This is a genomic window from Citrobacter koseri ATCC BAA-895, assembly GCF_000018045.1.
GTDB lineage: Bacteria > Pseudomonadota > Gammaproteobacteria > Enterobacterales > Enterobacteriaceae > Citrobacter_B > Citrobacter_B koseri.
Window position 1 is genome coordinate 1,043,012 of the sequence record NC_009792.1, and the last position, 25,115, is coordinate 1,068,126.

The window sequence follows — 25,115 nt, forward strand, 5'->3', positions numbered from 1 at the left end:
GGATGGCGCTTTGCTTATCCGGCCTACACATGACTCATCACTGTATGTAGGCCGGATAAGGTGTTTACACCGCCATCCGGCAAATACATTACCCCACTAACTGCTGCGGAACGCGTTCTTCCGCGTCCTCTTCCAGCAAACCTTCATTCTGCGCCAGCATCGCGGTGGCAATCCCGTTTCCTAACACGTTAATGGCGGAACGTCCCATATCAAGAAAATGGTCAATCCCCATCAGCAACAAAATGCCCGCCACCGGAATATTGAAGCTCGGAATCGTGGCGGCCAGCACCACCAGCGCAGAACGCGGCACGCCTGCAATTCCTTTTGACGCCAGCATCAGCGTCAGCATCAGCACCGTAATTTCCGCAAAAGAGAGATGAATATTATAAGCCTGCGCGATAAACATCGACGCGAAAGAGCAGTACACCATTGAGCCGACGAGGTTAAAGGAGTAACCAATAGGCAGCACAAACGACACGATGTTACGTGAGCAGCCAAACTTCGTCAGTTGTTCCAGCGTTTTCGGGTAAGCGGCTTCAGAGCTGCTGGTAGTAAAGGCGACCAGCACCGGATCTTTCAACATGCTGACTAACCGGAACACCTCTTTTTTCAGCACTATATAGCCCACGGCCAACAGCACCAGGCAGGTCAGCAGAATCGCCACATAGTAGCCGCCGATAAACGACGCGTAGTTAAGCAGAATCCCCAGCCCCTGAGTGGCGATCACCGAGGAGATCGCGGCAAAAATGGCCAACGGCGCAACGTACATCACGTAGCCGGTCACCTTCAGCATAATATGTGAAACCACATCCAGGGCGGCGACCAGCGGCGCGTTGAATTTCTCGCCAAGCGACGCGCCGCCAATACCGAAGAACATGGAAAACACGACGATCTGCAAAATTTCGTTATTGGCCATCGCCCCGGCAATGCTGGTCGGAATGGTGTGCGACAGGAATCCTTTTAAGCTCATACCACCCACCGCAAGCCCGGTGTCGACCGATTCTGCCGGAATTGCCAGATTCAGACCGCTGCCCGGATGCTCAATCGTCACGATAAACAGCCCCACCAGAATGGACAACACGGAAGAACTGATAAACCAGACCATCGCTTTACCGCCAACGCGGCCGATAGTGGCGGTTTCCCCCAGACGCATGATGCCCACGGTCAGCGTGCTGAAAACCAGCGGGGCAATCACCATTTTAATGAGCCGTAAGAAAATATCGGTGAGGAGCGTGATGTTATCGGACCAGGCGGCGATCGCCTCCTGTGACGCGTAAGAGTGAATCACCGCGCCTGACAGGATGCCTGCCAGCATGAAGATCACGATAAATAACGTGAGTTTGTTTGCACTTGCCACTGAAAAGCCCTCTGGCTGGATTTAACATGTTGTTGTCAGTAACGCTTTTGTTTTATTTATTGAGTCGCACTGAAATATTCATCATATAAATTGAATTAAAGCGCAGGGGGATACAACTATTTTTTATTATTTATTCATTTTGTTGTGTTCTGACGGCTGTGCTTATGTGATCGGAGTCACATAAGAATCGTTTTTGTCGGCAAAATGCAAACTGTCCAGGAGGGTGATGAATGTTAATATAATGATAATAATGATGTTTTTCTGTCAATGTCTGGTTGCCGCCCCAAAACCGCCAGCCGCGATCCGTCGATCGGCGCTTCCTGCTTCTATTTCCTTTTCGCAAATGTAAAGTTCTCTTCTCTGGTGCCGATAACGTTGATAACTCGTTTTCAGGAAGGTGCCTTATGTTTAACCGTATCCGCGTTGTCACAATGCTGATGATGGTGCTGGGGGTTTTCGCACTGCTACAGCTTGTTTCCGGTGGTCTGTTGTTTTCGTCATTACAGCAGAACCAGCAAAGTTTTGTTATTTCAAATGATTTACGCCAGCAGCAGAGCGAACTGACCTCGACATGGGATCTCATGCTGCAAACGCGTATTAACCTGAGCCGTTCTTCGGCCCGCATGATGATGGATGCCTCTAATCAGCAGAGCAGCGCGAAAAACGACCTGCTGAAAAACGCCAAAAGCACGCTGGAGCAGGCGGCAACGCATTATGCCAACTTCAAAAATATCAATCCGCTGCCGGAGATGGCGGAAGCCAGCGGCAATGTGGATGAAAAATACCAGCAATACCATGCGGCGCTGGCGGAACTGGTTCAGTTCCTCGAAAACGGCAACATGGATGCCTACTTCGCGCAGCCAACCCAGGGGATGCAGAACGCACTTGGCGAAGCGCTGGGCAAATACGCTGGCGTGAGCGAAAAACTGTACAGCAAGGCGTTTGATGAGAGCGCGCGTGACTACCATTTTGCCCAGTGGCAATTGGGTATTCTGGCGGTTGTCCTGGTGCTGATTCTGGTTGTGGTGTGGTACGGCATTCGTCATACCTTGCTGAATCCGCTGGCGCGAGTGATTGCCCATATTCGTGACATCGCCAGCGGTAACCTGACCAATACGCTGACCGTCTCCGGGCGCAATGAGATCGGTGAACTGGCGGGAACCGTTGATCATATGCAGCGTTCGCTGATTGAGACGGTGACTCAGGTACGTGAAGGGTCTGACGCCATCTATTCCGGCACCAGCGAAATCGCTACGGGCAACACCGATCTTTCCTCCCGCACCGAGCAGCAGGCGTCGGCGCTGGAAGAAACGGCTGCCAGCATGGAACAGCTCACCGCGACGGTGAAACAGAATGCCGACAACGCCCGTCAGGCGTCGCACCTGGCGCAAAGCGCCTCCGACACTGCGCAACACGGTGGGAAAGTGGTGGATGGCGTGGTCAACACCATGCATGAAATTGCCGACAGCTCGAAGAAAATCGCCGACATCATCAGCGTTATCGACGGCATTGCATTCCAGACCAATATTCTGGCGCTGAACGCTGCGGTTGAAGCCGCGCGCGCCGGGGAGCAAGGGCGCGGGTTTGCGGTGGTGGCAGGGGAAGTGCGTAACCTGGCAAGCCGCAGCGCGCAGGCGGCGAAAGAGATCAAAGCGCTCATTGAAGATTCCGTTTCGCGGGTGGATACCGGCTCCGTACTGGTGGAAAGCGCCGGTGAAACGATGAGAGACATTGTCAACGCCGTGACCCGCGTGACGGACATCATGGGTGAAATCGCGTCGGCTTCCGATGAGCAAAGCCGCGGGATCGATCAGGTGGCGCTGGCCGTCTCTGAGATGGATCGCGTCACGCAGCAGAACGCCTCGCTGGTGCAGGAGTCGGCGGCCGCAGCGGCCGCGCTTGAAGAGCAGGCCAGCCGTTTAACGATGGCGGTATCCGCGTTTCGTCTGGCATCTCGTCCATTAACCGTAAAAACAGACCTGAATACAACCGCAGCGGCGCCGCGTACAGCGCAACCACGCCAGCTTGCAACTGAACAAGATACTCACTGGGAAACATTTTGATCGTCTTTTAATCGTGGCCTTTGCCGCCTAATGGGAGCGTTGATGTTTAATCGTATTCGAATCTCGACCACGCTGTTTTTAATCTTGATCCTCTGCGGTGTTTTGCAGATTGGCAGTAATGGCTTGTCCTTTTGGGCATTTCGCGATGGTTTTCAGAGTCTGAACCAGGTCGAGCAGAGTAATCAGCAACGTGCAGCATTGGCGCAAACACGCGCCGTTTTATTACAGGCCAGTACCGCGCTGAATAAAGCCGGGACGTTAACCGCGCTGAGCTATCCACCCGAGGATATCAAACAGCTGATGACCACCGCCCGGGAAAGCCTGGCGCAGTCCGGCGTTGTGTTTAAAGGTTTTATGGCGACAGAGGCGAGTACGGAAGAGGGGAAAGCGTTACAGGCCGCCACGGAAAAAAGTTATACGCAGTGGTATAGCGATCTGGAGCATCAGGCCACCTGGCTTGAAAGCAACCAGCTGTCGGATTTTCTGACCGCGCCGGTACAGGCATCGCAGGACGCCTTTGACGCCAACGTCACGACCTGGCAGCAGGATATTAACCGTGTTCTGGAGACGGCCAGCGAACAGGGAAAAGACAATTATCACCGCTCGGCGATCATTTTTATCACGATGGTGGTCGTCGCCGCGTTATTAACCACCGGGGCGCTGTTCTGGTCACGCAAAATGATTGTTCAGCCGTTGGCGATTATCGGCAGCCATTTTGACAGCATTGCGGACGGAAACCTGGCGCGGCCGATCGCCGTGTATGGGCGCAACGAGATTTCCGCTATTTTCGCCAGCCTGAAGGCCATGCAGCAGGCGCTGCGCGAAACGGTCAGCGACGTGCGGCAGGGCAGTTTAGCGATGCATACCGGCATTTCGGAAATCGCGATGGGCAATAACGATCTGTCGTCGCGTACCGAACAGCAGGCGGCGTCGCTGGCGCAAACCGCAGCCAGTATGGAGCAGCTAACGGCAACGGTCGGGCAGAACGCCGATAACGCCCGTCAGGCCTCCGGTCTGGCGAAAAGCGCGGCGGATACCGCGAAAAAAGGCGGCGACCAGGCTTCGCGTATGGCCAGCACAATGCAGGATATTGCCGCCAGTTCGCAGAAAATTGGCGACATCATCGGCGTTATCGACAGCATTGCGTTTCAGACCAATATTCTGGCGCTGAATGCGGCGGTCGAAGCGGCGCGGGCCGGTGAGCAGGGGCGCGGTTTTGCCGTTGTCGCAGGCGAAGTGCGTAACCTGGCGAGCCGCAGCGCGCAGGCGGCCAAAGAGATTAAAGGATTGATTGAGGAGTCCGTAAACCGTGTGCATCAGGGATCGCAACTGGTGGACACCGCCGCGAATACCATGACGGAGATCGTCAGTTCGGTAACCCAGGTGAACGACATTATGGGCGAAATCGCCTCGGCCTCCGATGAACAGCGCAGAGGAATTGAGCAGGTGGCGCAAGCCGTCAGCCAGATGGATCAGGTGACGCAACAAAACGCCGCGCTTGTCGAAGAAGCTGCCGCCGCCACCGATCAGTTAGCGAACCAGGCAGACCATCTCTCTGCCCGTGTCGCGGTATTTAAGCTTGAAGAGCAAGTCGTAACACAACAAGAGTCGGCGCCGCCGCAAGCGGTACCCGTTGTATCCTGAATGTGATTGAGAAGGCGCTATGACATCATCGCTGCCCACCGGGCAAACGTCATTATTGTTACAGATGACACAGCGCCTCGCGCTGTCTGACGCGCATTTTCGTCGGATATGTCAATTAATCTACCAGCGCGCGGGAATCGTGCTGGCGGACCACAAGCGGGATATGGTTTACAACCGCCTGGTTCGTCGCCTGAGAACGCTGGGGCTGGATGATTTCGGCCGTTATCTCAGCATGCTGGAAGCCAACCAGAACAGCGCTGAGTGGCAGGCTTTTATTAACTCATTGACCACTAACCTGACGGCCTTCTTCCGTGAAGCGCATCACTTCCCGGTACTGGCGGATCACGCGCGTCGCCGCAACGGGGAATACCGTGTGTGGAGCGCGGCGGCCTCTACCGGAGAGGAACCCTACAGCATCGCCATTACGCTGGCGGATGCCTTAGGGATGGCGCCGGGGCGCTGGAAAGTTTTCGCCAGCGATATCGACACCGAAGTACTGGAAAAGGCGAGAAGCGGGATTTACCGTCAGGACGAGTTGAAAACGCTGTCGCCACAACAGTTGCAGCGTTATTTCATGCGCGGTACAGGCCCGCATGAAGGGCTGGTGCGCGTGCGACAGGAACTGGCTAATTACGTTGAGTTTTCCACCATCAACCTGCTGGATAAACAGTACAACGTTCCTGGGCCATTCGACGCGATATTTTGCCGTAACGTCATGATCTATTTTGATAAAACAACGCAGCAGGACATTCTGCGTCGTTTTGTTCCACTCCTTAAGCCTGACGGACTGCTGTTTGCGGGTCACTCAGAAAACTTTAGCAACCTCGTGCGCGACTTTAGCCTGCGCGGACAGACGGTGTATGCGCTAAGTAAGGACAAAGCATGAGTAAAATCAGGGTGTTGTCGGTTGACGATTCAGCGCTGATGCGCCAAATCATGACCGAAATTATTAACAGCCATAGCGATATGGAAATGGTGGCGACGGCGCCCGATCCGCTGGTTGCCAGGGATTTAATCAAAAAATATAACCCCGATGTGCTGACGCTGGATGTGGAAATGCCGCGCATGGACGGTCTCGATTTTCTTGAGAAACTGATGCGCCTGCGTCCGATGCCGGTGGTTATGGTCTCCTCTCTGACCGGGAAAGGTTCAGAGGTGACACTGCGTGCGCTGGAACTGGGGGCGATTGATTTTGTCACCAAGCCTCAGTTGGGCATTCGCGAGGGGATGCTGGCGTACAGCGAGATGATCGCAGAGAAAGTCCGCACCGCGTCACGCGCTCGCCTGGCGGCGCATAAGCCGATGGCTGCGCCTGTGACGCTAAAAGCGGGGCCGCTGCTCAGTTCTGAAAAACTGATCGCGATTGGTGCCTCGACGGGGGGAACCGAGGCCATACGTCATGTGCTGCAACCGCTGCCGCTTTCCAGTCCGGCGGTGATCATCACCCAGCATATGCCGCCCGGTTTTACCCGTTCGTTTGCCGAGCGGTTAAATAAGCTCTGCCAGATTAGCGTGAAAGAGGCGGAAGACGGCGAACGCGTGTTGCCTGGCCATGCCTACATCGCCCCCGGCGACAAGCATATGGAACTGACGCGCAGCGGGGCGAACTATCAAATCAAAATTCATGACGGGCCGCCGGTTAACCGCCATCGCCCGTCAGTGGATGTGCTGTTTCATTCGGTCGCGAAACATGCGGGGCGCAATGCGGTAGGGGTCATCCTTACCGGTATGGGCAACGATGGCGCGGCCGGAATGTTAGCGATGCACCAGGCTGGCGCCTGGACTATCGCGCAAAACGAAGCAAGTTGTGTGGTGTTCGGCATGCCGCGCGAGGCCATCAATATGGGTGGCGTGAGCGAAGTGGTCGATCTTAGCCAGGTAAGCCAGCAGATGCTGGCGAAAATCAGTGCCGGACAGGCAATACGTATTTAACGAGGAGTATTTTTTTATGGCGGACAAAGAGCTCAGATTTCTGGTTGTGGATGACTTTTCCACCATGCGTCGCATCGTGCGCAACCTGCTAAAAGAGCTGGGTTTCAATAACGTCGAAGAGGCCGAAGATGGCGTTGACGCACTGAACAAATTGCAGGCAAGCGGCTTTGACTTCGTAATTTCTGACTGGAACATGCCCAACATGGACGGTCTGGAACTGCTGAAAACGATTCGCGCTGATGGCGCAATGGCGTCATTGCCGGTGCTGATGGTGACCGCAGAAGCGAAGAAAGAGAACATTATCGCGGCTGCGCAGGCGGGTGCCAGCGGCTATGTGGTGAAACCGTTCACTGCGGCGACGCTGGAAGAGAAACTCAACAAAATCTTTGAGAAACTGGGCATGTGAGGGTCTGAGTATGATGCAACCACAAATTAAACCTGTTGATGAGCATTCAGCAGGGGACATCATTGCGCGCATCGGCAGTCTGACCCGAATGCTGCGTGACAGCCTGCGTGAACTGGGGCTGGATCAGGCGATAGCAGAAGCGGCGGAAGCAATTCCTGACGCGCGCGATCGTCTGGACTATGTTGTACAGATGACGGCGCAGGCGGCGGAACGTGCGCTGAACAGCGTTGAAGCCTCTCAGCCACACCAGGATGAAATGGAGAAGGGCGCCAAAGCGCTGACCAAACGCTGGGATGAGTGGTTCGAAAACCCGATTGAACTCGCCGACGCCCGCGAACTGGTTACGGATACGCGTAAATTCCTCGGTGATGTGCCGGGGCATACCAGCTTCACCAATGCGCAACTGCTGGACATCATGATGGCGCAAGATTTCCAGGATCTCACCGGTCAGGTTATCAAGCGCATGATGGATGTGATCCAGGAGATCGAACGCCAGCTGCTGATGGTATTGCTGGAAAACATCCCTGAGCAAAATTCACGTCCGAAACGCGAGAATGAAAGCCTGCTCAATGGCCCACAGGTCGACACCACCAAAGCCGGCGTTGTCGCTAGCCAGGATCAGGTGGATGACCTGCTGGATAGTCTCGGGTTCTGATGCGGTAAGGTATCCTCAGGTTGTGCCGACAACCTGAGGAACGTTTAGCGCAGATCCATTTTTACCGTCACATTGCCCTCAAATTCGCCGGGCGCTGGCGTTGCGCTGGTCGTGCTCACCGGTGCGGCTTTGATGCGTACCGCGCCGTTACCTTGCTCATCCATCGTCACCGGAAATTCAAAGGTGCCGTCCAGCGCAACATTTTGGTTGTCCTCATTAAAGATTCTCACTCCCAGGTCGTCTCTGCCGAGCATTTTGGCTATCAGGGGATCGCTGCTGTCTACAACCCCCTGGTCGGCGCTGAGCGTTAGCTTGATTCTGTCGGTATTTCCCACGGCGTTGCCGTCGCAGTGGTAAGAGATATCAACGTTTTTCAGGGCGTAGCCTTCGGGAGGCTGACCCCTGGTGACAAACTGTTTACTCACAATTTTCCCCAGATCAACCTCAATGGTGCTTCCGGCATTAATCGTACAGCTCAGCGGGGCAGAGAGTGAGCCACTCAGCCAGATATTTGATACGTGCTGTGCGCTGCCAGCGTCGCAGCTTCCTGAGTCAAAATAGAGACAGGCGTAGTTTTGCACGAGTATCGTTGGGGGAATGACTTCGATACCGAGAATGGGCTTTTTGATATAAAACGTGGCGGCGATAACATTCCATCTGAACGTTCGCTTCGCGGGGGCGGGCGCGCCAGGATGGGTGCTGTCGCTACAGACGCTGGCGGAACCTTCGGTGGGTTTCATTGACTCGATCACTTTCCCCATCGACGACACCGGCGTCGGATACTGGTTAATGCTGATCTGAATCAGGCCGGTACCGTCCAGAGAATTAACGGCATCGCTATAACCTGCAACATCAATATCTATGTTTTCAGTCAGATAACCGTACCCGGCGATACCGGCATTAAGCGGGCTTCCGGCCAGCGTCAATTCCATTATTGCCGTTGATTCAAACACATTGCCAGGGCATGTGCAGTTTGCCGCCATTTCAACGCCGTTCCCGACAATATGCTCATCAAATTTAACAATATTGTTGGCCGTGTTGTCGTTTGCGTTGATTTCGTTGCTGAACGTGACGCTGTAATACTGTGGCGCGGTAAAGCAGTCACGCAGAATGGTCGCGGCCTGGGCTGTTGCGGACGCCATCAGGCAAAGACCTGCTGCGGACAATGAAAGACGTGCGTATTTTCCCATTTTACTTAACATTTTGCGGTTCCTGCTGACAAATCGCGCTGAGGTAATGGATGCCGGTCGGGCTGACCGCGTGGTGTTCGCGATTCAGCGTTATGTGGGCTGTGCATTGTTGAACCTGTGAATTTCCCCATTTGACGCTTAACTGAACGTCGTCGGCGACCCCGGCCAGGTAGAGCGTGCCCGTATCATCCACGATGCCGCTGATGGCGAGGGCGTCGACCGTCGCCATCGCGCCAAAAGGCACCGTCATGCCATTCGGGCGGGTTAATTTTATGAGCGTGCGATAGCCGACATGCGCATCAAAAGCGGCGGAAACAGCGGCATTGCGCGAAGGAATCACCGTCACGGCGGTTTCACTGGTATCAACGTCCTCCGGCAGGCTGCTGGTGTCGACGCGAATCCGGTTTTCCTGATAGGGGCTTAATGACGGGATGATGGCGTTGCCTTGCCAGTCAGTCTGAATGCCGCGCTGGTTTTGGAAGCGTACGCCCGATGCGCCGTTGGCGTTGACGATAGCAAACTGACTGCCTAAAGGCTGAGCCAGCGTGACGCCGTGTGGATGGGCGACAATCGCACCGCTGACGCCGTAACTCAAGCGCTGCGTATCGTCAGAGGAGGTGTAGTAACCCGCATTGAGGTTGGCATATTGTGAGCGATAGCTACCGTATACGCTGCTGGTGTCTGCGCCGTCATGGTTGGAATGGCTCTGCTGGAAGGCGTAATTCAGGCGTTCATCGTCCAGCAGCGTACCGTTTAACCCGATATTTTGCTGGGTGTAGCCATGCTTGTTATTGCTGATGTTATAGCTGCTCCAGGCCCCCGGTAGCCACTGACTTAACGGCACGCTGAAGCCGAAGGCGATCATCTGGTCGCTCTCTTCGCCGTTGCTTTTGCTGTAGGTATAAGCAAGGTGGATGCTGATATTTTTAATCGTGGTATTCAGGCCCGCCGAAATACTGCGCTCTTTGTAGGCGGTGCCCCAGTAATCCTGCTGATAACCGTTCAGGTAAAGGCTGGCGCCGGACACGTTCTGGCTTATGCTGGCCTGAATCCGGTTGCGTTTGTTAAAGCGAAACAGCAGATCATCTTCATGATCGTCGTACTTTTGATTCGCGTCGGCGAAACTGTAATAACCACGGGTAGAGTAGCGATAGCTGGCCAGCGTAAAGTTCGTCTCCGTGGTGTCAATTTTCCCGGAGTAGAGCAGGCGATAAGACTGGCCGGTGTGCTGAGTGTCATCATCAAGCCGGGTTTTCGCCAGCGTCACATCGGCGGAAAGCGACCCGACGATGCCAAGGGAGAGGCCAGCTCCGCTGTTCATCGCCTGATAATCCTGCGCGGCGGTTACGCCGCCGAACAGCGTGACGCTATTGTTCAGGCCATAAATGAGGCTACCCTGCACGAAGTCCGGTTCATTTTGTTCGCTTCCGCTGTCTGCGCGATAGCGACCCGCAGTAACTTCATATTTCATATGCCCAGGACGCTGCATCACGGCGACGCTGGAATAAGGCTGGGTAAAGTGGCGCTCTGTGCCATCGGCCTCTTTTACCGTGACTTCCAGATCGCCGCTGTTGGTCGTGGAATAAAGGTCGTTAATTTCAAATGCGCCGGGCGCGACGTTTTGCTGATAGATGAGATAACCGTTCTGACGTACCGACACTTCGGCGTTGGAGCTGGCGATGCCGCGAATCACCGGCGCGTAGCCGCGCTGGCTGTAAGGCAGCATCTCTTCATCAGAGGCGATATTGACGCCACGGTATTGCAGACTGTCAAAAACGTCGCCCCGGGTGTTGCTTTCTCCCCCGGTAAACTGCGCTTTCAGGGCGTCAATATCGTGCTGCAAATAGGTGTTGATGGTTTCCCAGTGATGGCTGCCGTCAGTGTCGCTCCAGGTGGCGTAATTGCGCAGCCGCCAGCCGCCAATATTGGTGCCGCTGCGCATATTCAGGTACTGGTTAGTGGTGTTGTTTTGCGTGTCGTCCTGGTTTTGTGAACCGGAAAAGGCGTAGTCGACAAAGGCGACGGGGACGCCGTCATCCCAGCGTGACGGATCAATATAGCCTTTACCCGTACCGGCAATGGCGGCCTGCGGGATGCTAAGGCGCAGCGTCATAACGGAGAAATCGAGCGTTGCCAGCGCCTGTGGGATATACGCGCTCAACGGTTCAGGCAGTGGCTTCGCCGCATTGAGTGCGGCTAATTCAGGATATTTATCGACCGCCACGCCCCATTTTCTTAGCATATCCGGCGTGAGCTGCGGCGTCAGTTCGCCGCCAGGCGTGCCGAGGTAGGTGATATCCGCATCATCCAGGCGCACATCGTTAATCATGACCCGGGAAGCGTAAACGCCGGGCAATTGCGCACTGGATTTAGAAAATAAGGAAAGATCGATATCCTGCTGCGTCAGCATATTCCCCTCCAGCGCAGAAGGCGAAAAGCGATACTCGCGCGCGTTCGCGACACAGGAAGAGACCAGCAACATACCGCCAAGGCAACGCACCAGTGGGGTGAGACGCTGACGTAAAAGAGGTGGGCCAAAAGCCATAAGGTGGTTTAATCCCGAGCCAGAGTGACAGTATATTTGTCAGAGGCGTTGCCGTAATCCGTAATGCAACGCCAGCTAACGGTGTTTCCCGAGGCGCTTTTCGGCACCGGGATTTGCACGCTGGACCTGGGAGTGACCATATCGGCTTTCTCAAGTCTGGTGTTGCCGAGCAGCAGACTGTCAAAGATGCTGTGAAACGCGCCTTCATTGACCACCGTTAACATTTCGCCGCGACGAACAAAATGCAGGTTCTTGCAGGTCTCGGTGGGCGTACCTTGCAAGCCCTTCGGACGCCAGAACAATTTCAGACGCGTTTTGTAAATCAGACGCAACACGTTTTTATCATCGTCTTCTTTGGCCGTACCGGGAATTGTGCGCACATTCATGTAGAACAGGGATTCCCGGTCTGTGGGAAGCGCGGTTCCATTCCAGGCAATACGCAGGCTTTGTTCTTTCTGCGGGTCAAGACGGAACAGTGGCGGCGTGACAATAAAAGGCCCACGCGTTTTACCGTCGCCGGTATCAGACCATGACTGGATCAGCCACGGCAGTTCCTTCTCTTTATTGACCAGCGGAAGGGCGACCTCTTTTTTTCCTGCGTCATAGATAATGCGCGTGCGGCCAACCTGAATTCCAGCGGCATGGCTAAATGATGTTAATATTACAGGGAGGCATAATAAAACCTGAGATACAGTACGCATAACCTTAACTTATATTAAGTGGACATATAAAAGCGGGGGAGATAATAGTCCGGGTCCATTTTCGGACTATTATCAGATTCGCCTTCCTGAAATAAATCTGTTAATGCCAGAAGATGCTATGGATTTTATCAATGAGTAAAGTCAGGTTATTAACGATAAAGTATATTTACGGTCATGTCCGCATCGGCCGGGCCCGCAGTGACGGTTTGCGCGAATGATTTATAACGGGCATTGAAATTCGCCTGAACAGAGTCGCCCGTCAGAGTGGGTAATTCGATAAACACCTGTCCTTCTCCACCATCCATTGTAATGAGTTGCGTGTCTTTATTTTCCGGGCTAACGGCAATACCGACCCCTGTTGCCGCCGTATCTCCGGCGGTAGTGATTTTACTGACATCTAGTAATGTCGAAGAACCTGTCAGGGCGGTTGTCCCGTTAAACGTTAACTGAACGGCGGGCAGACCATCGCTTTTAAGTGGGCAATCCACTAATACAATGGAAAAGGGGGCAAGCGTTGATTCTGTTCCTGGAGTGGAAAAAAGCGAGGTGGGGTAAGTACCTAATGGCACGGTGCTGTTCGTTCCATCATCGCCCTGAATCTCACAACTGGGTTCGATAATTTGTCCTGTGAAGTGAATCGTACCGGCATTCAGTTCGGCGGCGAAGGTTCCCGTTGACGCCAGTGCCAGCAGTGCGCCTGATATAATATGTCCTCTTGCGTTCATAACTGTAGTTCCTTAACGGTGATATCCATGATATGAAATTGTTCAGTTTCAGATGGGGTGAATTTATTGCAAATAGAAAACGGGGTCAATATTAAATTATATCTATATGTGTGAATTTAAAATATATTCTGTGAATCAATGAAGGCTATTATACCGTCAGTGTCGCCTGCTTTCTGTGCATAAATATTGTAATAAAGTATTTTTTCTCTGGTGAAAAGATAAATTGAAGAAATGAAAACCAGGTAATATATTTTAAAGACTTCTTTAATCTTGATGGCAGAAGGCGAAATTAACCTCCGTAATACAGGTTTATATAAATGCTCATTGTATTTTATGTCAATGAAATGTGAACCCACTTCCCTTATTCCGAAAATAAGACGCCTGACCGGCAGAGAAAATCCGCTTGCTGACAAACAAGACAAAAAGAGGGCGTTATGGGGGCTATTCCGCCTATTGACTGCGGCGTGTTCTGGCATGATCGATGCAACGTAATGGCAGCAGGCGTATGCAGTGGCAGAAGAGAGCGACGACGACAAAACAGAAGCCCCCACACCCCACCGACTTGAAAAAGCGCGGGAGGAAGGGCAAGTCCCCCGATCGAAGGAGTTGACCTCACTGCTGATTTTGCTGGTGGGCGTTTGCATTATCTGGATCGGCGGTGAGTCGCTGGCGCGTCGCCTGGCGGGGATGTTGTCGGCTGGGCTGCGTTTCGATCACAGCATGGTGAACGACCCCAATTTGATCCTCGGGCAGATTATTTTGCTGATTAAAGAGGCGATGATTGCGTTGCTGCCGCTCATCACCGGCGTTGTGCTGGTCGCGCTGATCTCGCCGGTCATGCTCGGCGGCCTGATTTTCAGCGGTAAATCACTGCAACCCAAATTTTCAAAACTGAATCCGCTATCGGGGATTAAACGCATGTTCTCCGCCCAGACCGGCGCGGAACTGCTGAAAGCAATCCTGAAATCGACGCTGGTGGGAAGCGTGGCTGGATTTTATCTCTGGCATCACTGGCCGGAGATGATGCGCCTGATGGCGGAATCTCCGGTTACGGCGATGGGCAACGCGCTTGATTTAGTCGGGCTGTGCGCGCTTCTGGTTGTACTGGGCGTGATTCCGATGGTGGCGTTTGACGTCGTCTTCCAGATCTTCAGCCACCTGAAGAAACTGCGGATGTCGCGTAAAGATATTCGCGATGAATTTAAAGAGAGTGAAGGCGATCCGCACATCAAAGGGAAAATTCGCCAGATGCAGCGTGCGGCTGCGCAGCGGCGCATGATGGAAGATGTGCCCAAAGCGGATGTTATCGTGACTAACCCGACGCATTACTCGGTTGCGTTGCAGTACGACGAAAACAAAATGAGTGCGCCAAAAGTGGTCGCCAAAGGCGCGGGACTGGTGGCGCTGCGCATTCGCGAAATCGGCGCGGAACATCGGGTGCCGACCTTAGAAGCGCCCCCGCTGGCGCGCGCCTTGTATCGGCATGCTGAAATTGGTCAGCAAATCCCCGGCCAGCTCTATGCCGCAGTGGCAGAAGTGCTGGCATGGGTATGGCAGCTCAAACGCTGGCGTCTTGCCGGTGGGCAACGTCCTCCACAACCTGAAAATCTTCCTGTGCCTGAAGCACTGGATTTTATGAACGAGAAGAATACTGATGGCTAATCTGGTCGCGATGCTGCGCCTGCCCAGCAACCTGAAATCCACGCAATGGCAAATTCTTGCCGGGCCGATCCTCATCCTGCTGATTTTGTCGATGATGGTGCTGCCGCTGCCCGCCTTCATCCTCGACCTGCTGTTCACCTTTAATATCGCGCTGTCGATCATGGTGCTGTTGGTGGCGATGTTCACCCAGCGCACGCTGGAATTTGCCGCATTCCCGACAATATTGCTTTTCACCACGCTGTTGCGCCTGGCGCTGAACGTGGCGTCAACCCGTATCATCCTGATGGAAGGGCATACCGGCGCAGCGGCGGCGGGGAAGGTGGTCGAGGCGTTTGGTCACTTCCTGGTCGGCGGCAACTTTGCGATCGGTATCGTGGTGTTCGTCATTCTCGTCATCATCAACTTTATGGTTATCACCAAGGGCGCCGGGCGTATCGCGGAAGTGGGCGCGCGTTTTGTGCTGGACGGGATGCCCGGTAAACAGATGGCGATCGACGCCGACCTGAACGCTGGTCTGATTGGCGAAGATGAAGCGAAAAAACGTCGTGCTGAAGTGACGCAGGAAGCGGATTTCTACGGGTCAATGGACGGTGCGAGTAAGTTTGTGCGCGGGGATGCCATCGCCGGTATCTTAATCATGGTCATTAACATCGTGGGCGGCCTGCTGGTGGGGGTTCTGCAACACGGGATGGACATGGGGCACGCGGCGGAAAGTTACACCCTGCTGACGATCGGCGACGGCCTGGTGGCGCAAATCCCGGCGCTGGTGATCTCTACGGCGGCGGGCGTTATCGTCACCCGCGTGAGCACCGACCAGGATGTGGGCGAACAGATGGTGGGGCAACTGTTCAGCAACCCGAGCGTGATGCTGCTCAGCGCATCGGTTCTCGGCCTGCTTGGTCTGGTGCCGGGGATGCCAAACCTGGTGTTCCTGATGTTTACGGCGGCGCTATTGGGCCTTGCCTGGTGGCTGCGCGGGCGTGAACAAAAACCACCGGCAGAGCCGCAGGCCGTCAAGATGCCGGAAAATAATTCAGTAGTTGAAGCCACCTGGAACGATGTACAACTTGAAGATTCGCTGGGCATGGAGGTGGGCTACCGCCTGATCCCGATGGTGGATTTCCAGCAGGACGGCGAACTGCTCGGGCGAATCCGCAGTATTCGTAAAAAGTTTGCCCAGGATATGGGCTTCCTGCCGCCGGTGGTACACATTCGCGACAATATGGACTTACAGCCAGCGCGCTATCGCATTCTGATGAAAGGGGTAGAAATTGGCAGCGGCGACGCCTATCCGGGGCGCTGGCTGGCGATTAACCCTGGCACGGCGGCGGGAACGCTGCCGGGCGAACAGACGGTTGATCCCGCTTTTGGCCTGGACGCCATCTGGATCGAAAGCGCGCTGAAAGAGCAGGCGCAGATTCAGGGCTTCACCGTGGTGGAAGCCAGTACCGTCGTGGCGACGCATCTTAACCACTTGATTGGTCAGTTTGCCGCAGAGTTGTTTGGTCGCCAGGAGGCGCAGCAACTGCTGGATCGCGTATCACAAGAGATGCCAAAGCTGACGGAAGATTTGGTGCCTGGCGTTGTAACGCTCACGACCCTGCATAAAGTGTTGCAGAACCTGCTGGATGAAAAAGTGCCGATCCGTGATATGCGCACAATTCTGGAAACGCTGGCGGAACATGCGCCGTTGCAGAGCGATCCGCATGAATTAACCGCCGTGGTGCGTGTGGCGCTGGGCAGGGCGATTACGCAGCAGTGGTTCCCGGGCAATGACGAAGTGCAGGTGATTGGGCTGGATACTCCGCTGGAGCGCCTGCTGTTGCAGGCGTTACAGGGTGGTGGCGGCCTTGAACCGGGGCTGGCCGATCGCTTGCTGGCGCAAACCCAGGAGGCGCTGTCCCGTCAGGAAATGCTGGGCGCGCCGCCGGTTCTGCTGGTGAACCACGCGCTACGCCCGCTGCTGTCGCGCTTTTTACGCCGGAGTTTGCCGCAGCTGGTGGTGTTGTCGAACATGGAGCTTTCTGATAATCGCAACATCCGTATGACGGCGACAATTGGAGGGAAATAATGCGTAAATTACTCGGTTTATTGTTATTTCCGCTGGCGGTACAGGCCGCCGGAGAAGGGGCGTGGCAGGCCAGCAGTATCGGCATTACCCTGAACCATCGTGGGGTGTCGGCGTCGTCTGCTCCATTGTCGTCAGGCCAGCCGGTGTCCGGTTTAATGACGCTGGTCGCCTGGCGCTATGAACTGAATGGCCCGACGCCGGCGGGGCTTCGGGCGCGTTTGTGTTCACAGTCCCGTTGCGTGGAGCTGGACGGACAGAGCGGAACCACCCACGGGTTCGCGAATGTGCCTGCCGCTGAACCGTTGCGCTTCGTGTGGGAGGTGCCGGGCGGCGGGCGACTGATTCCCGCATTAAAAGTGCAGCGTAATCAGGTGATTGTAAACTATCGTTAACTCCCCCGCGCCAACAGCAGCCAGCAGACAACGTGCTGGCTGCCTCACAATTTTGACCCCATCTTTTGATTCAATAGAAACGCTGTTTTATAAATCGGTGACGCGCGTTGCCAGACTCTTTGTATTTTTGCCATCTCGTCTGATGGCGTGGCAAAAATGAAAAGGTTTCACTTCCTGTTAGCTTTTACTGTGGCCGTGTAAAAACTCCCTTTGGCGAAGCCAATATGCCGGGGGTCTCCCAACAATTTGCAGGGTTAACGGCATGAAAACACGTAAAATTGGATTGGCGAATTATTTAGCCTATGGTTCGGGCGATTTTCTGGGCGCAGGAACCACTGCATTAACCGCCGCATGGTTACTCTATTTCTACACGACCTTCTGTGGCCTTACGCCGATTGAGGCGACATTCATTTTCGCTGCCGCGAGGGTTCTGGATGCGGTCGTCAGCCCGCTGATGGGCTTTCTGACCGATAACTTCGGGTCGACCTGGTTCGGCAGACGCTTTGGCCGTCGTAAATTCTTTATTCTGCTTGGTATTCCATGCGTCTTTAGCTACTCGCTCATGTGGGTTGGCGATATGGGATTCTGGTACTACCTGCTGACTTATCTGCTGTTCGACATTGTCTACACCATGATTCTTGTCCCTTACGAGACGCTGGTGCCGGAAATGACCGATGACTTCAAACAGAAGACCCGGTTCTCCGGGGCGCGTATCTCAATGGCGCAGATGTCTGCGATTCTGGCCTCGTTCCTGCCGGGTATCCTGCTGACTGCCTTTGGTAAAGACAACCCCGTTTCTTTTTTCTATGCCAGCCTGGTGTTCTCGGTGCTGTGCGCGCTGATGCTGACTTTTGTGTGGTTCTTTACCTGGGAGCGCCCGCGCGAAGAGTGGACGGAGGCGGCGCTGCGCGCGGAAGAAGAGAAGAAAAGCCTGACGTTCAGCCAGAGTATGAGCCGTTTGTTTGTTGAGCTGAGCTCGACGCTGCGCATCAAGATTTTCCGCCAGCATCTGGGGATGTATCTTGGGGGATATATCGCACAGGACGTCTTTAACGCCGTCTTTACCTGGTATGTTGTTTTTGTCCTGATGCAGGAAGCCTCACTGGCGTCGAATCTGCTCGGTACGATGGCTATCTTCCAGTTCATTGCGGTGATTGCCATGATCCCGCTGTGCATTCGCTTCGGGCCTGCGCCGTCATACCGGATGGTCGTGGTGCTCTTTGGTCTGAGTTCTCTCTCTTATGCCGTTCTTTATTATGCGGGCTTAAGCGATGTTTATTCGCTGCTGCTGCTGATTTCAGCGCTGGCGGGGCTTGGTCGCGGCGGGATCAACTATGTGCCGTGGAATACCTACACCTATATTGCCGATGTTGATGAGGTGATTACCGGTCAACGGCGGGAAGGGATCTTCGCGGGCATCATGACGCTGACCCGTAAAGCCTCTCAGGCCGGGGCCGTCATGCTGGTCGGGATTGTGATGCAGATGTCTGGTTTTGTCTCAGGGCAGAGCATACAGCCTGAAGCGGTCAGCCATACCATTCTGCTGATTCTGAGCTGCGGCACGCTGTCCGTGCTGGCCTTTGGTTTTCTGGTTTCTTTGCGTTTCAAACTGAATTTGCAAACGCACGGCACCCTGCGTGAAGAGACCGCCAAAATGCGTGAGTCGGGCCGGGTGATGCCGGAAGCCATCACGCCGCAGGCGCGTGCGACCGTCGAGATGCTCTCCGGTATGCCGTATGAATCACTGTGGGGTAACAACAATATTGGTTATCTGAACCGTAATAAACCTGCGGCGCCTTCGCTTCAACAGGGCGCTGCGCTGAATTCGACATTGAACAGAGGTTAAGGATATGAAAGTTTGGCCCGTCAAACACAGCCCATTATTACGTCAGCCGGAGCGATTTATCTCCCGGGAAGCGCTGCAAGCCTTGATTCAGACGGTGACGAACAATCTGGTCAATATCAGGGATGAGAGCGGACAATTTCTGCTGCGCCTGGACGATGGCCGGGTGATTGATACCAAAGGCTGGGCAGGATGGGAGTGGACGCATGGCGTCGGTCTGTACGGTATGCATCAGTATTATCAACAGACCGGTGATGAGAAAATGCGCGACATTATCGACAACTGGTTTGCCGAGCGTTTTGCCGAAGGCGCGACCACTAAAAACGTTAACACGATGGCGCCGTTTTTGACACTGGCGTATCGCTATGAAGAGACGCGTAATCCGGCGTATCTGCCCTGGCTTGAGTCCTGGGCGGAGTGGGCGATGAATGAGATGCCGCGCACCGATCATGGCGGTATGCAGCACATGACGCTGGCGGAAGAAAACCATCAGCAGATGTGGGATGACACGCTGATGATGACGGTGATGCCGCTGGCGAAGATTGGCAAACTGCTCAACCGCCCGGAGTATGTGGAAGAGGCGATTTATCAGTTCCTGCTGCACGTACAGAATCTGATGGATAAAGAGACCGGTCTGTGGTTCCACGGCTGGAGCTATGATGGACATCATAACTTTGCCAGGGCTCGCTGGGCGCGGGGTAACAGTTGGCTTACCATCGTGATTCCAGATTTCCTGGAACTGGTCGATTTGCCGGAGAAGAACGCGGTTCGCCGCTATCTGATTCAGGTTCTGAACGCGCAGATCGCCGCGTTGGCAAATTGTCAGGATGAGAGTGGGCTATGGCATACCCTGCTGGACGATCCTGATTCCTATCTGGAGGCCTCGGCAACGGCGGGGTTCGCCTACGGCATTCTGAAAGCGGTGCGTAAACGCTATGTTGGGGCGGAATATGCGCAGACGGCTGAAAACGCGATTCGCGGTATCGTGAAACACATTTCGCCGGAAGGCGAGCTGCTGCAAACGTCCTTTGGCACGGGAATGGGGCACGATCTGGATTTCTATCGCGACATTCCGCTGACATCGATGCCGTACGGGCAGGCAATGGCGATACTGTGTCTGACAGAGTATTTGCGTAAGTATTTTTGAGAGGGACGCCCGATGGCGCTGCGCTTATCGGGCCTACGGTTCGACGCAGTTTGTAGGCCGGATAAGGCGTTTACGCCGCCATCCGGCATGTGCTGTTATTGCGGCGCAAAAAGGTGATCCATGATTTGCCGCATCACCGGCGCGGCGGTCACGCCGTCGCTGCCGCCGTTTTCCAGAATCAACGCCACCGCGACTTTCGGGTTTTTATACGGCGCGAAAGCGGTGTAAAACACATGGTCGCGCAGACGGATGGGGATCATTTTCGCATTATAGGTCTGGTTCTCTTTCAGACTGAACACTTGCGAAGTGCCGCTTTTGGCCGCAATACCGTAGGGCGCGGTGTGGAAGAATTTATAACCGGTGCCGTTCGGCGCATTCGCCATACCAAACATCGCCTGTCGCACCAGCCCCCAATAAGGCGAGGCGGCATCGGCAATCTGCGTTTCCGTCTGAGGCGCCTGCCAGGGCATGACGGTCTTGCCGGACACTTCACTCTGAAGCAGGTGAGGGGCGATCACTTTCCCGTTGTTGATCAGCGCTACCATCGCTTTCACCATCTGGATCGGCGTGGCAATCCAGTACCCCTGGCCGATACCGACTGAAATCGTATCCCCCTGATACCAGGCTTTTTTATGTACTCTCTCTTTCCACTCGCGGCTGGGCAGCAGGCCGTTATACTCTTCATCCAGATCGATACCGGTGGGCTTGCCGTAACCAAATTGACCGAGCATGGTGTTAATGCGATCGATCCCCATCATCCAGGCAACCTGATAGAAAAAGGTGTCGGCGGATTCTTCAATCGCTTTGGTGACATCCAGCATACCGTGGCCGGTTTTTTTCCAGTCGCGGTAATGACGTTGCGTGCCGGGGAGCGTCCAGGTCGGCGCGCCGAAGAAGGTGGTTTGCGGCGTGATAACGCCGTTTAACAGCGCAGACATCGCGATATAAGGTTTCACCGTGGAGGCGGGCGGGTACAGCCCCTGGGTGACGCGGTTAATCAACGGCAGATCTTTATCATGCAGTAACCTGCCGTAATCCTGATGGCTGATGCCCTTCACAAACGGGTTTGGGTCATAGCTGGGCGTGGAGACCATCGCCAGCACTGAACCGTCGTGGGGATCTTCGACCAGCACTGCCGCGCGCTGACCGGCAAGCAGGCTTTCTATATATTCCTGTAGATGTAAATCCAGCGTCAGGTGGATGTCTTTGCCGGCAACGGGCGGGACATTTTTTAACAGGCGCACGATGCGTCCGTGGTTATCCACTTCGACCTCCCGGTAGCCCGTTTTGCCGTGCAGATCATTTTCGTAATAGCGTTCAATGCCCTGCTTACCGATGTTGTGATCGGCGGCATAGTTCTCAGCCAGACCTTTCTCATCCAGCGCTTTCAGGTCGCTGTCGTTAATCTTCGACACGTAACCGAGCACATGCGCCAGCTCCGCGCCGTAGGGGTACTGACGGTCTTCATAACTGTTGATCGTCACGCCGTTGAAATGGAACTGGTTAACGGAAAAGCGGGCAATTTCGACGTCCGACAGCGCGTTTTTCAATACCACCGGGCGATAGCGGCTGCCTGACTTCAACGCATGGTGAAAGGCCGCAATATCATCAGGCGTGAGATCCACGAGAGGGGTAAGCTGACGTAACAGCGCGTCCATGTCGGCAATTTTGTATGGGGTGACGGAAATATCATACCAGGTGATATTACGCACCAGCGGAATACCGTTGCGATCGTAGATGATGCCGCGCGTCGGGGCGACGGGCAGCATTTTGATGTCATTTTCGTTTGAACGGGTCGTGTAATACTGATGCTGACGGATTTGTAAATCGTAGAGATTGACAATCAGGACGCCAAAGCAGACAACCACCAGGCCAAAGGCCACTATCACGCGTCTCAGAAAGAGTTTTTCTTCCGCAGCAAAATCTTTAAACGTCATTGTCCACACCCGATAAATTCGCCGCCTAATAATACGGAGGCGTCACCGGCATGACAGACAAAAGATGTTCCATCTCTCTACGGAAATGTGTCATTCCTTGTGAGTCGTTACAAATTACAGTTAACGTAGCCGTTTCTCGTAGGCTGGATAAGGCGTTTACGCCGCCATCCGGCAAGGTGCGCCCTACCGCCTGATGGCGCTTCGCTTATCAGGCCTACGAGGGCGGTCATTCGGGAAAATAAAAAACCCGCGACATAGCGCGGGTTTTCACATCACTCGATGTGATTACATCCGTTCTACGGTCTCAATACCCAGCGTATCCAGACCCAGTTTCAGCGTTTTCGCGGTCAGTTGCGCCAGTTTCAGACGGCTGTTACGAACCTCTTCGTTTTCCGCGCTGAGGATCGGGCAGTGCTCGTAGAAGCCAGAGAACAAACCGGCAATGTCATACAGGTAGGCGCACATCACATGCGGCGTACCTTCACGCGCGACCACGGTCAGCGTTTCTTCGAACTGCAACAGGCGCGCAGCCAGTTGGGCTTCACGATCTTCACGGATAACGACCGGCGCGCTGGACAGGGCGCTCTCGTCAATCTCCGCTTTACGGAACACGGACAGCACGCGGGTATAGGCATACTGCATATATGGCGCGGTGTTGCCTTCGAACGCCAGCATGTTGTCCCAGTCGAAGATGTAGTCAGTAGTGCGGTTTTTGGAGAGATCCGCATATTTCACTGCGCCAATACCAACCGCGTTGGCCAGTTTTTCCAGCTCGTCGGCAGGCATATCCGGGTTCTTCTCGGCCACCAGACGGCGTGCGCGTTCCAGCGCTTCATCCAGCAGATCGGCCAGCTTCACCGTACCGCCCGCGCGGGTTTTGAACGGCTTGCCGTCTTTACCGAGCATCATGCCGAACATATGGTGTTCCAGCGGTACGGAATCCGGCACGTAACCGGCCTTGCGTACGATGGTCCATGCTTGCATCAGGTGCTGATGCTGGCGGGAGTCGATGTAGTACAGCACGCGATCCGCATGCAGCGTTTCATAGCGGTATTTCGCGCAGGCGATGTCGGTGGTGGTGTAGAGATAGCCGCCATCTTTCTTCTGAATGATCACGCCCATCGGTTCGCCTTCCTTGTTTTTATATTCATCAAGGAAAACAACGGTTGCGCCTTCGCTTTCAACCGCCAGACCCTGAGCTTTCAGGTCGGCGACGATGCCAGGCAGCATCGGGTTATACAGGCTTTCACCCATCACATCGTCACGGGTTAACGTAACGTTCAGGCGATTGTAGGTGATCTGGTTCTGCGTCATGGTGATGTCGACCAGCTTGCGCCACATGTCGAGGAAGTACGGGTCGCCGCCCTGTAGTTTCACCACGTAGTTACGCGCGCGCTCGGCGAACGCTTCGTCTTCATCGTAATGTTTTTTCGCATCACGGTAGAAACCTTCGAGGTCGGCCAGCGCCATTTCACCTGCGTTTTCCTGCTGCTGTTTTTCCAGCCAGGCAATAAGCATACCGAACTGTGTTCCCCAGTCGCCGACGTGGTTAGCGCGGATAACGTGATGGCCGAGGAACTCCAGCGTGCGCACGGCGGCATCGCCGATGATGGTGGAGCGCAGGTGGCCGACATGCATCTCTTTCGCGACGTTAGGCGCGGAGTAGTCGATAACCACGGTCTGTTTCGCAGGCTTAGCCACGCCCAGACGCTCAGAAGCCAGCGCCTGTTGAACATGTTCTGCAAGAAATGCCGGATCGAGGAAAATATTGATAAAGCCAGGACCTGCGATTTCAACCTTGCTGGCGATGCCGTTGAGATCCAGATGAGTCAGCACCTGCTCTGCAAGTTGTCGCGGCGCCATACCCAGTTTTTTAGCAACTGCCATCATGCCGTTGGCCTGATAGTCGCCGAACTGTACTTTTGCTGACTGACGAACCTGCGGTTCGCAATTTGCAGGCGCGCCTGCAACAATCATGGCCTGACTAACTTTTTCTGAGAGAAGAGCCTGAATATTCACCGGAATACCTTACGTGTAAGACGCGGATTAACTGAGTCCGCGCCAGTTTAAGAATTTAGGGCGGGAGTATACTGCAAATGCCCGTTGGCGTCAGCATTGCGCGCGCGCCGTATCGCTGGAAATATGCGCAATAAAATTATGCATAAGCATTCATTTTATATTCAAAGAAATCAGCGGTTGGTTGGCGATGCACAACAGAGTAAATTAGCGACTTTGTACACCGATAAGAGTTTTGATTATGGCGAACTGGCAGACTATTGACGAACTGCATGATATTTCCGCAGATTTACCGCGATTCACTCTGGCGTTCAGAGAACTTTCCACTCGCCTCGGTCTGGATTTCGCACCGCTTGAAGCCGATCACATTTCTTTGCGCTGCCACCAGAATGCGACCGCTGAGCGCTGGCGTCGCGGATTTGAACAGTGCGGCGCGCTGCTGTCGGAAAATATCATCAACGGCAGGCCGATCTGCCTGTTCAAATTACATGAGCCTGTTTGCGTCGAACACTGGCGGTTTTCGATTGTTGAATTGCCGTGGCCGGGTGAAAAACGCTACCCGCATGAAGGCTGGGAGCATATCGAAATTGTCCTCTCGGGCGAGCCGGAGAGCCTGAACGCGCGGGCGCTGGCGCTGTTGTCCGACGAGGGGCTGAGCCAGCCGGGCATTGTCGTGAAAACCAGTTCGCCGAAAGGGGCGCGCGAGCGTCTGCCGAACCCGACGCTGGCCGTGACCGACGGCAAGGTGACCATTAAATTTCATCCCTGGTCAATTGAGGCCATTGTGGCAAGCGAACAGTCAGCCGACTGACGTGACGCGCGAAAACGC

19 protein-coding genes are annotated in these 25,115 nt (G+C 54.5%); 12 read left to right on the forward strand and 7 right to left on the reverse strand.

The genetic code is table 11. The features are described from left to right. Window positions 1-88: 88 nt before the first annotated feature. Window positions 89-1,357 carry a dicarboxylate/amino acid:cation symporter gene (locus tag CKO_RS04630; protein WP_012131961.1) on the reverse strand — a complete coding sequence of 423 codons (1,269 nt, stop codon included), beginning with the start codon at window positions 1,355-1,357 and terminating at the stop codon, window positions 89-91. Window positions 1,358-1,761: 404 nt separating this feature from the next. On the opposite strand from CKO_RS04630, the gene tar reads away from it, so the two are divergent. The 6 genes from tar to cheZ are packed head-to-tail and all read left to right on the forward strand — an operon-like array spanning window position 1,762 to window position 8,057. Then, window positions 1,762-3,420 (forward strand): methyl-accepting chemotaxis protein II, encoded by a 1,659-nt coding sequence (tar, locus tag CKO_RS04635; RefSeq protein WP_012131963.1) that lies wholly within the window; start codon window positions 1,762-1,764, stop codon window positions 3,418-3,420. A 42-nt stretch (window positions 3,421-3,462) separates the two neighbouring features. After that, on the forward strand, window positions 3,463-5,064 hold the full coding sequence (gene tap / locus CKO_RS04640; RefSeq protein WP_048902383.1) for a methyl-accepting chemotaxis protein IV: 1,602 nt from the start codon (window positions 3,463-3,465) through the stop codon (window positions 5,062-5,064). A gap of 19 nt (window positions 5,065-5,083) precedes the next feature. Next, window positions 5,084-5,950: a protein-glutamate O-methyltransferase CheR gene (gene cheR / locus CKO_RS04645; protein ID WP_024130250.1), complete on the forward strand. Its 867-nt coding sequence runs from the start codon at window positions 5,084-5,086 to the stop codon at window positions 5,948-5,950. Continuing rightward, window positions 5,947-6,996: a protein-glutamate methylesterase/protein glutamine deamidase gene (gene cheB, locus CKO_RS04650; RefSeq protein ID WP_012131966.1), complete on the forward strand. Its 1,050-nt coding sequence runs from the start codon at window positions 5,947-5,949 to the stop codon at window positions 6,994-6,996. Before cheR ends, cheB begins: the two co-directional genes overlap by 4 nt. Before the next feature lie 16 nt (window positions 6,997-7,012). Then, entirely contained in the window at window positions 7,013-7,402 is a 390-nt protein-coding gene (cheY, locus tag CKO_RS04655; protein ID WP_012131967.1) for a chemotaxis response regulator CheY, read from the forward strand. 10 nt (window positions 7,403-7,412) lie between these two features. Next, window positions 7,413-8,057, forward strand: coding sequence for a protein phosphatase CheZ (gene cheZ / locus CKO_RS04660; RefSeq protein ID WP_012131968.1), 645 nt, complete (start codon window positions 7,413-7,415; stop codon window positions 8,055-8,057). Between the two features lie 44 nt (window positions 8,058-8,101). On the opposite strand, the gene CKO_RS04665 is transcribed toward cheZ, so the two are convergent. The 4 genes from CKO_RS04665 to CKO_RS04680 all read right to left on the reverse strand — a co-directional run bounded on the left by CKO_RS04665 (window position 8,102) and on the right by CKO_RS04680 (window position 13,218). Next, complete coding sequence (locus CKO_RS04665) at window positions 8,102-9,259, reverse strand: fimbrial protein (protein WP_024130251.1); 1,158 nt, start codon at window positions 9,257-9,259, stop codon at window positions 8,102-8,104. Next, window positions 9,249-11,792, reverse strand: a complete 2,544-nt coding sequence (locus tag CKO_RS04670; protein WP_048902384.1) for a fimbria/pilus outer membrane usher protein — start codon at window positions 11,790-11,792, stop codon at window positions 9,249-9,251. The genes CKO_RS04665 and CKO_RS04670 overlap by 11 nt, the downstream gene beginning before the upstream one ends. A gap of 8 nt (window positions 11,793-11,800) precedes the next feature. Then, window positions 11,801-12,493 (reverse strand): fimbrial biogenesis chaperone, encoded by a 693-nt coding sequence (locus CKO_RS04675; RefSeq protein ID WP_012131972.1) that lies wholly within the window; start codon window positions 12,491-12,493, stop codon window positions 11,801-11,803. A 149-nt stretch (window positions 12,494-12,642) separates the two neighbouring features. Continuing rightward, window positions 12,643-13,218, reverse strand: coding sequence for a fimbrial protein (locus CKO_RS04680; protein WP_012131973.1), 576 nt, complete (start codon window positions 13,216-13,218; stop codon window positions 12,643-12,645). A 510-nt stretch (window positions 13,219-13,728) separates the two neighbouring features. On the opposite strand from CKO_RS04680, the gene flhB reads away from it, so the two are divergent. From flhB to bglB, 5 genes are all read left to right on the forward strand, one after another. Then, window positions 13,729-14,880 (forward strand): flagellar biosynthesis protein FlhB, encoded by a 1,152-nt coding sequence (gene flhB / locus CKO_RS04685; protein ID WP_012131975.1) that lies wholly within the window; start codon window positions 13,729-13,731, stop codon window positions 14,878-14,880. Continuing rightward, the gene (gene flhA / locus CKO_RS04690; RefSeq protein ID WP_012131976.1) at window positions 14,873-16,951 is read left to right on the forward strand and encodes a flagellar biosynthesis protein FlhA; all 2,079 of its coding nucleotides are present in this window, start codon (window positions 14,873-14,875) and stop codon (window positions 16,949-16,951) included. The genes flhB and flhA overlap by 8 nt, the downstream gene beginning before the upstream one ends. Continuing rightward, window positions 16,951-17,343 (forward strand): flagellar protein FlhE, encoded by a 393-nt coding sequence (flhE, locus tag CKO_RS04695; RefSeq protein WP_012131977.1) that lies wholly within the window; start codon window positions 16,951-16,953, stop codon window positions 17,341-17,343. The genes flhA and flhE overlap by 1 nt, the downstream gene beginning before the upstream one ends. A gap of 262 nt (window positions 17,344-17,605) precedes the next feature. Next, window positions 17,606-19,189: an MFS transporter gene (locus CKO_RS04700; RefSeq protein WP_012131978.1), complete on the forward strand. Its 1,584-nt coding sequence runs from the start codon at window positions 17,606-17,608 to the stop codon at window positions 19,187-19,189. Between the two features lie 4 nt (window positions 19,190-19,193). Continuing rightward, window positions 19,194-20,333 (forward strand): beta-galactosidase BglB, encoded by a 1,140-nt coding sequence (gene bglB / locus CKO_RS04705; protein ID WP_012131979.1) that lies wholly within the window; start codon window positions 19,194-19,196, stop codon window positions 20,331-20,333. Window positions 20,334-20,428: 95 nt separating this feature from the next. Here bglB and mrdA read toward each other — a convergent pair whose 3' ends face one another. Continuing rightward, entirely contained in the window at window positions 20,429-22,270 is a 1,842-nt protein-coding gene (gene mrdA / locus CKO_RS04710; RefSeq protein ID WP_012131980.1) for a penicillin-binding protein 2, read from the reverse strand. 285 nt (window positions 22,271-22,555) lie between these two features. Continuing rightward, the gene (gene argS / locus CKO_RS04715) at window positions 22,556-24,289 is read right to left on the reverse strand and encodes an arginine--tRNA ligase (RefSeq protein WP_012131982.1); all 1,734 of its coding nucleotides are present in this window, start codon (window positions 24,287-24,289) and stop codon (window positions 22,556-22,558) included. A gap of 238 nt (window positions 24,290-24,527) precedes the next feature. Here argS and CKO_RS04720 point away from each other — a divergent pair, with 238 nt between their 5' ends. Then, entirely contained in the window at window positions 24,528-25,097 is a 570-nt protein-coding gene (locus tag CKO_RS04720) for a VOC family protein (RefSeq protein WP_012131984.1), read from the forward strand. Window positions 25,098-25,115: the final 18 nt, after the last annotated feature.

What these genes read in the sequence shown, in the direction of transcription:
- cheB (WP_012131966.1), top strand. Translation starts at nt 5,947, where the DNA reads ATGAGTAAAATCAGGGTGTTGTCGGTTGACGATTCAGCGCTGATGCGC.
- mrdA (WP_012131980.1), bottom strand. Translation starts at nt 22,270, where the DNA reads ATGACGTTTAAAGATTTTGCTGCGGAAGAAAAACTCTTTCTGAGACGC.
- CKO_RS04670 (WP_048902384.1), bottom strand. Translation starts at nt 11,792, where the DNA reads ATGGCTTTTGGCCCACCTCTTTTACGTCAGCGTCTCACCCCACTGGTG.
- flhA (WP_012131976.1), top strand. Translation starts at nt 14,873, where the DNA reads ATGGCTAATCTGGTCGCGATGCTGCGCCTGCCCAGCAACCTGAAATCC.
- CKO_RS04680 (WP_012131973.1), bottom strand. Translation starts at nt 13,218, where the DNA reads ATGAACGCAAGAGGACATATTATATCAGGCGCACTGCTGGCACTGGCG.
- CKO_RS04665 (WP_024130251.1), bottom strand. Translation starts at nt 9,259, where the DNA reads ATGTTAAGTAAAATGGGAAAATACGCACGTCTTTCATTGTCCGCAGCA.
- CKO_RS04700 (WP_012131978.1), top strand. Translation starts at nt 17,606, where the DNA reads ATGAAAACACGTAAAATTGGATTGGCGAATTATTTAGCCTATGGTTCG.
- cheY (WP_012131967.1), top strand. Translation starts at nt 7,013, where the DNA reads ATGGCGGACAAAGAGCTCAGATTTCTGGTTGTGGATGACTTTTCCACC.
- flhE (WP_012131977.1), top strand. Translation starts at nt 16,951, where the DNA reads ATGCGTAAATTACTCGGTTTATTGTTATTTCCGCTGGCGGTACAGGCC.
- CKO_RS04720 (WP_012131984.1), top strand. Translation starts at nt 24,528, where the DNA reads ATGGCGAACTGGCAGACTATTGACGAACTGCATGATATTTCCGCAGAT.
- tar (WP_012131963.1), top strand. Translation starts at nt 1,762, where the DNA reads ATGTTTAACCGTATCCGCGTTGTCACAATGCTGATGATGGTGCTGGGG.
- bglB (WP_012131979.1), top strand. Translation starts at nt 19,194, where the DNA reads ATGAAAGTTTGGCCCGTCAAACACAGCCCATTATTACGTCAGCCGGAG.
- tap (WP_048902383.1), top strand. Translation starts at nt 3,463, where the DNA reads ATGTTTAATCGTATTCGAATCTCGACCACGCTGTTTTTAATCTTGATC.
- cheR (WP_024130250.1), top strand. Translation starts at nt 5,084, where the DNA reads ATGACATCATCGCTGCCCACCGGGCAAACGTCATTATTGTTACAGATG.
- cheZ (WP_012131968.1), top strand. Translation starts at nt 7,413, where the DNA reads ATGATGCAACCACAAATTAAACCTGTTGATGAGCATTCAGCAGGGGAC.
- CKO_RS04675 (WP_012131972.1), bottom strand. Translation starts at nt 12,493, where the DNA reads ATGCGTACTGTATCTCAGGTTTTATTATGCCTCCCTGTAATATTAACA.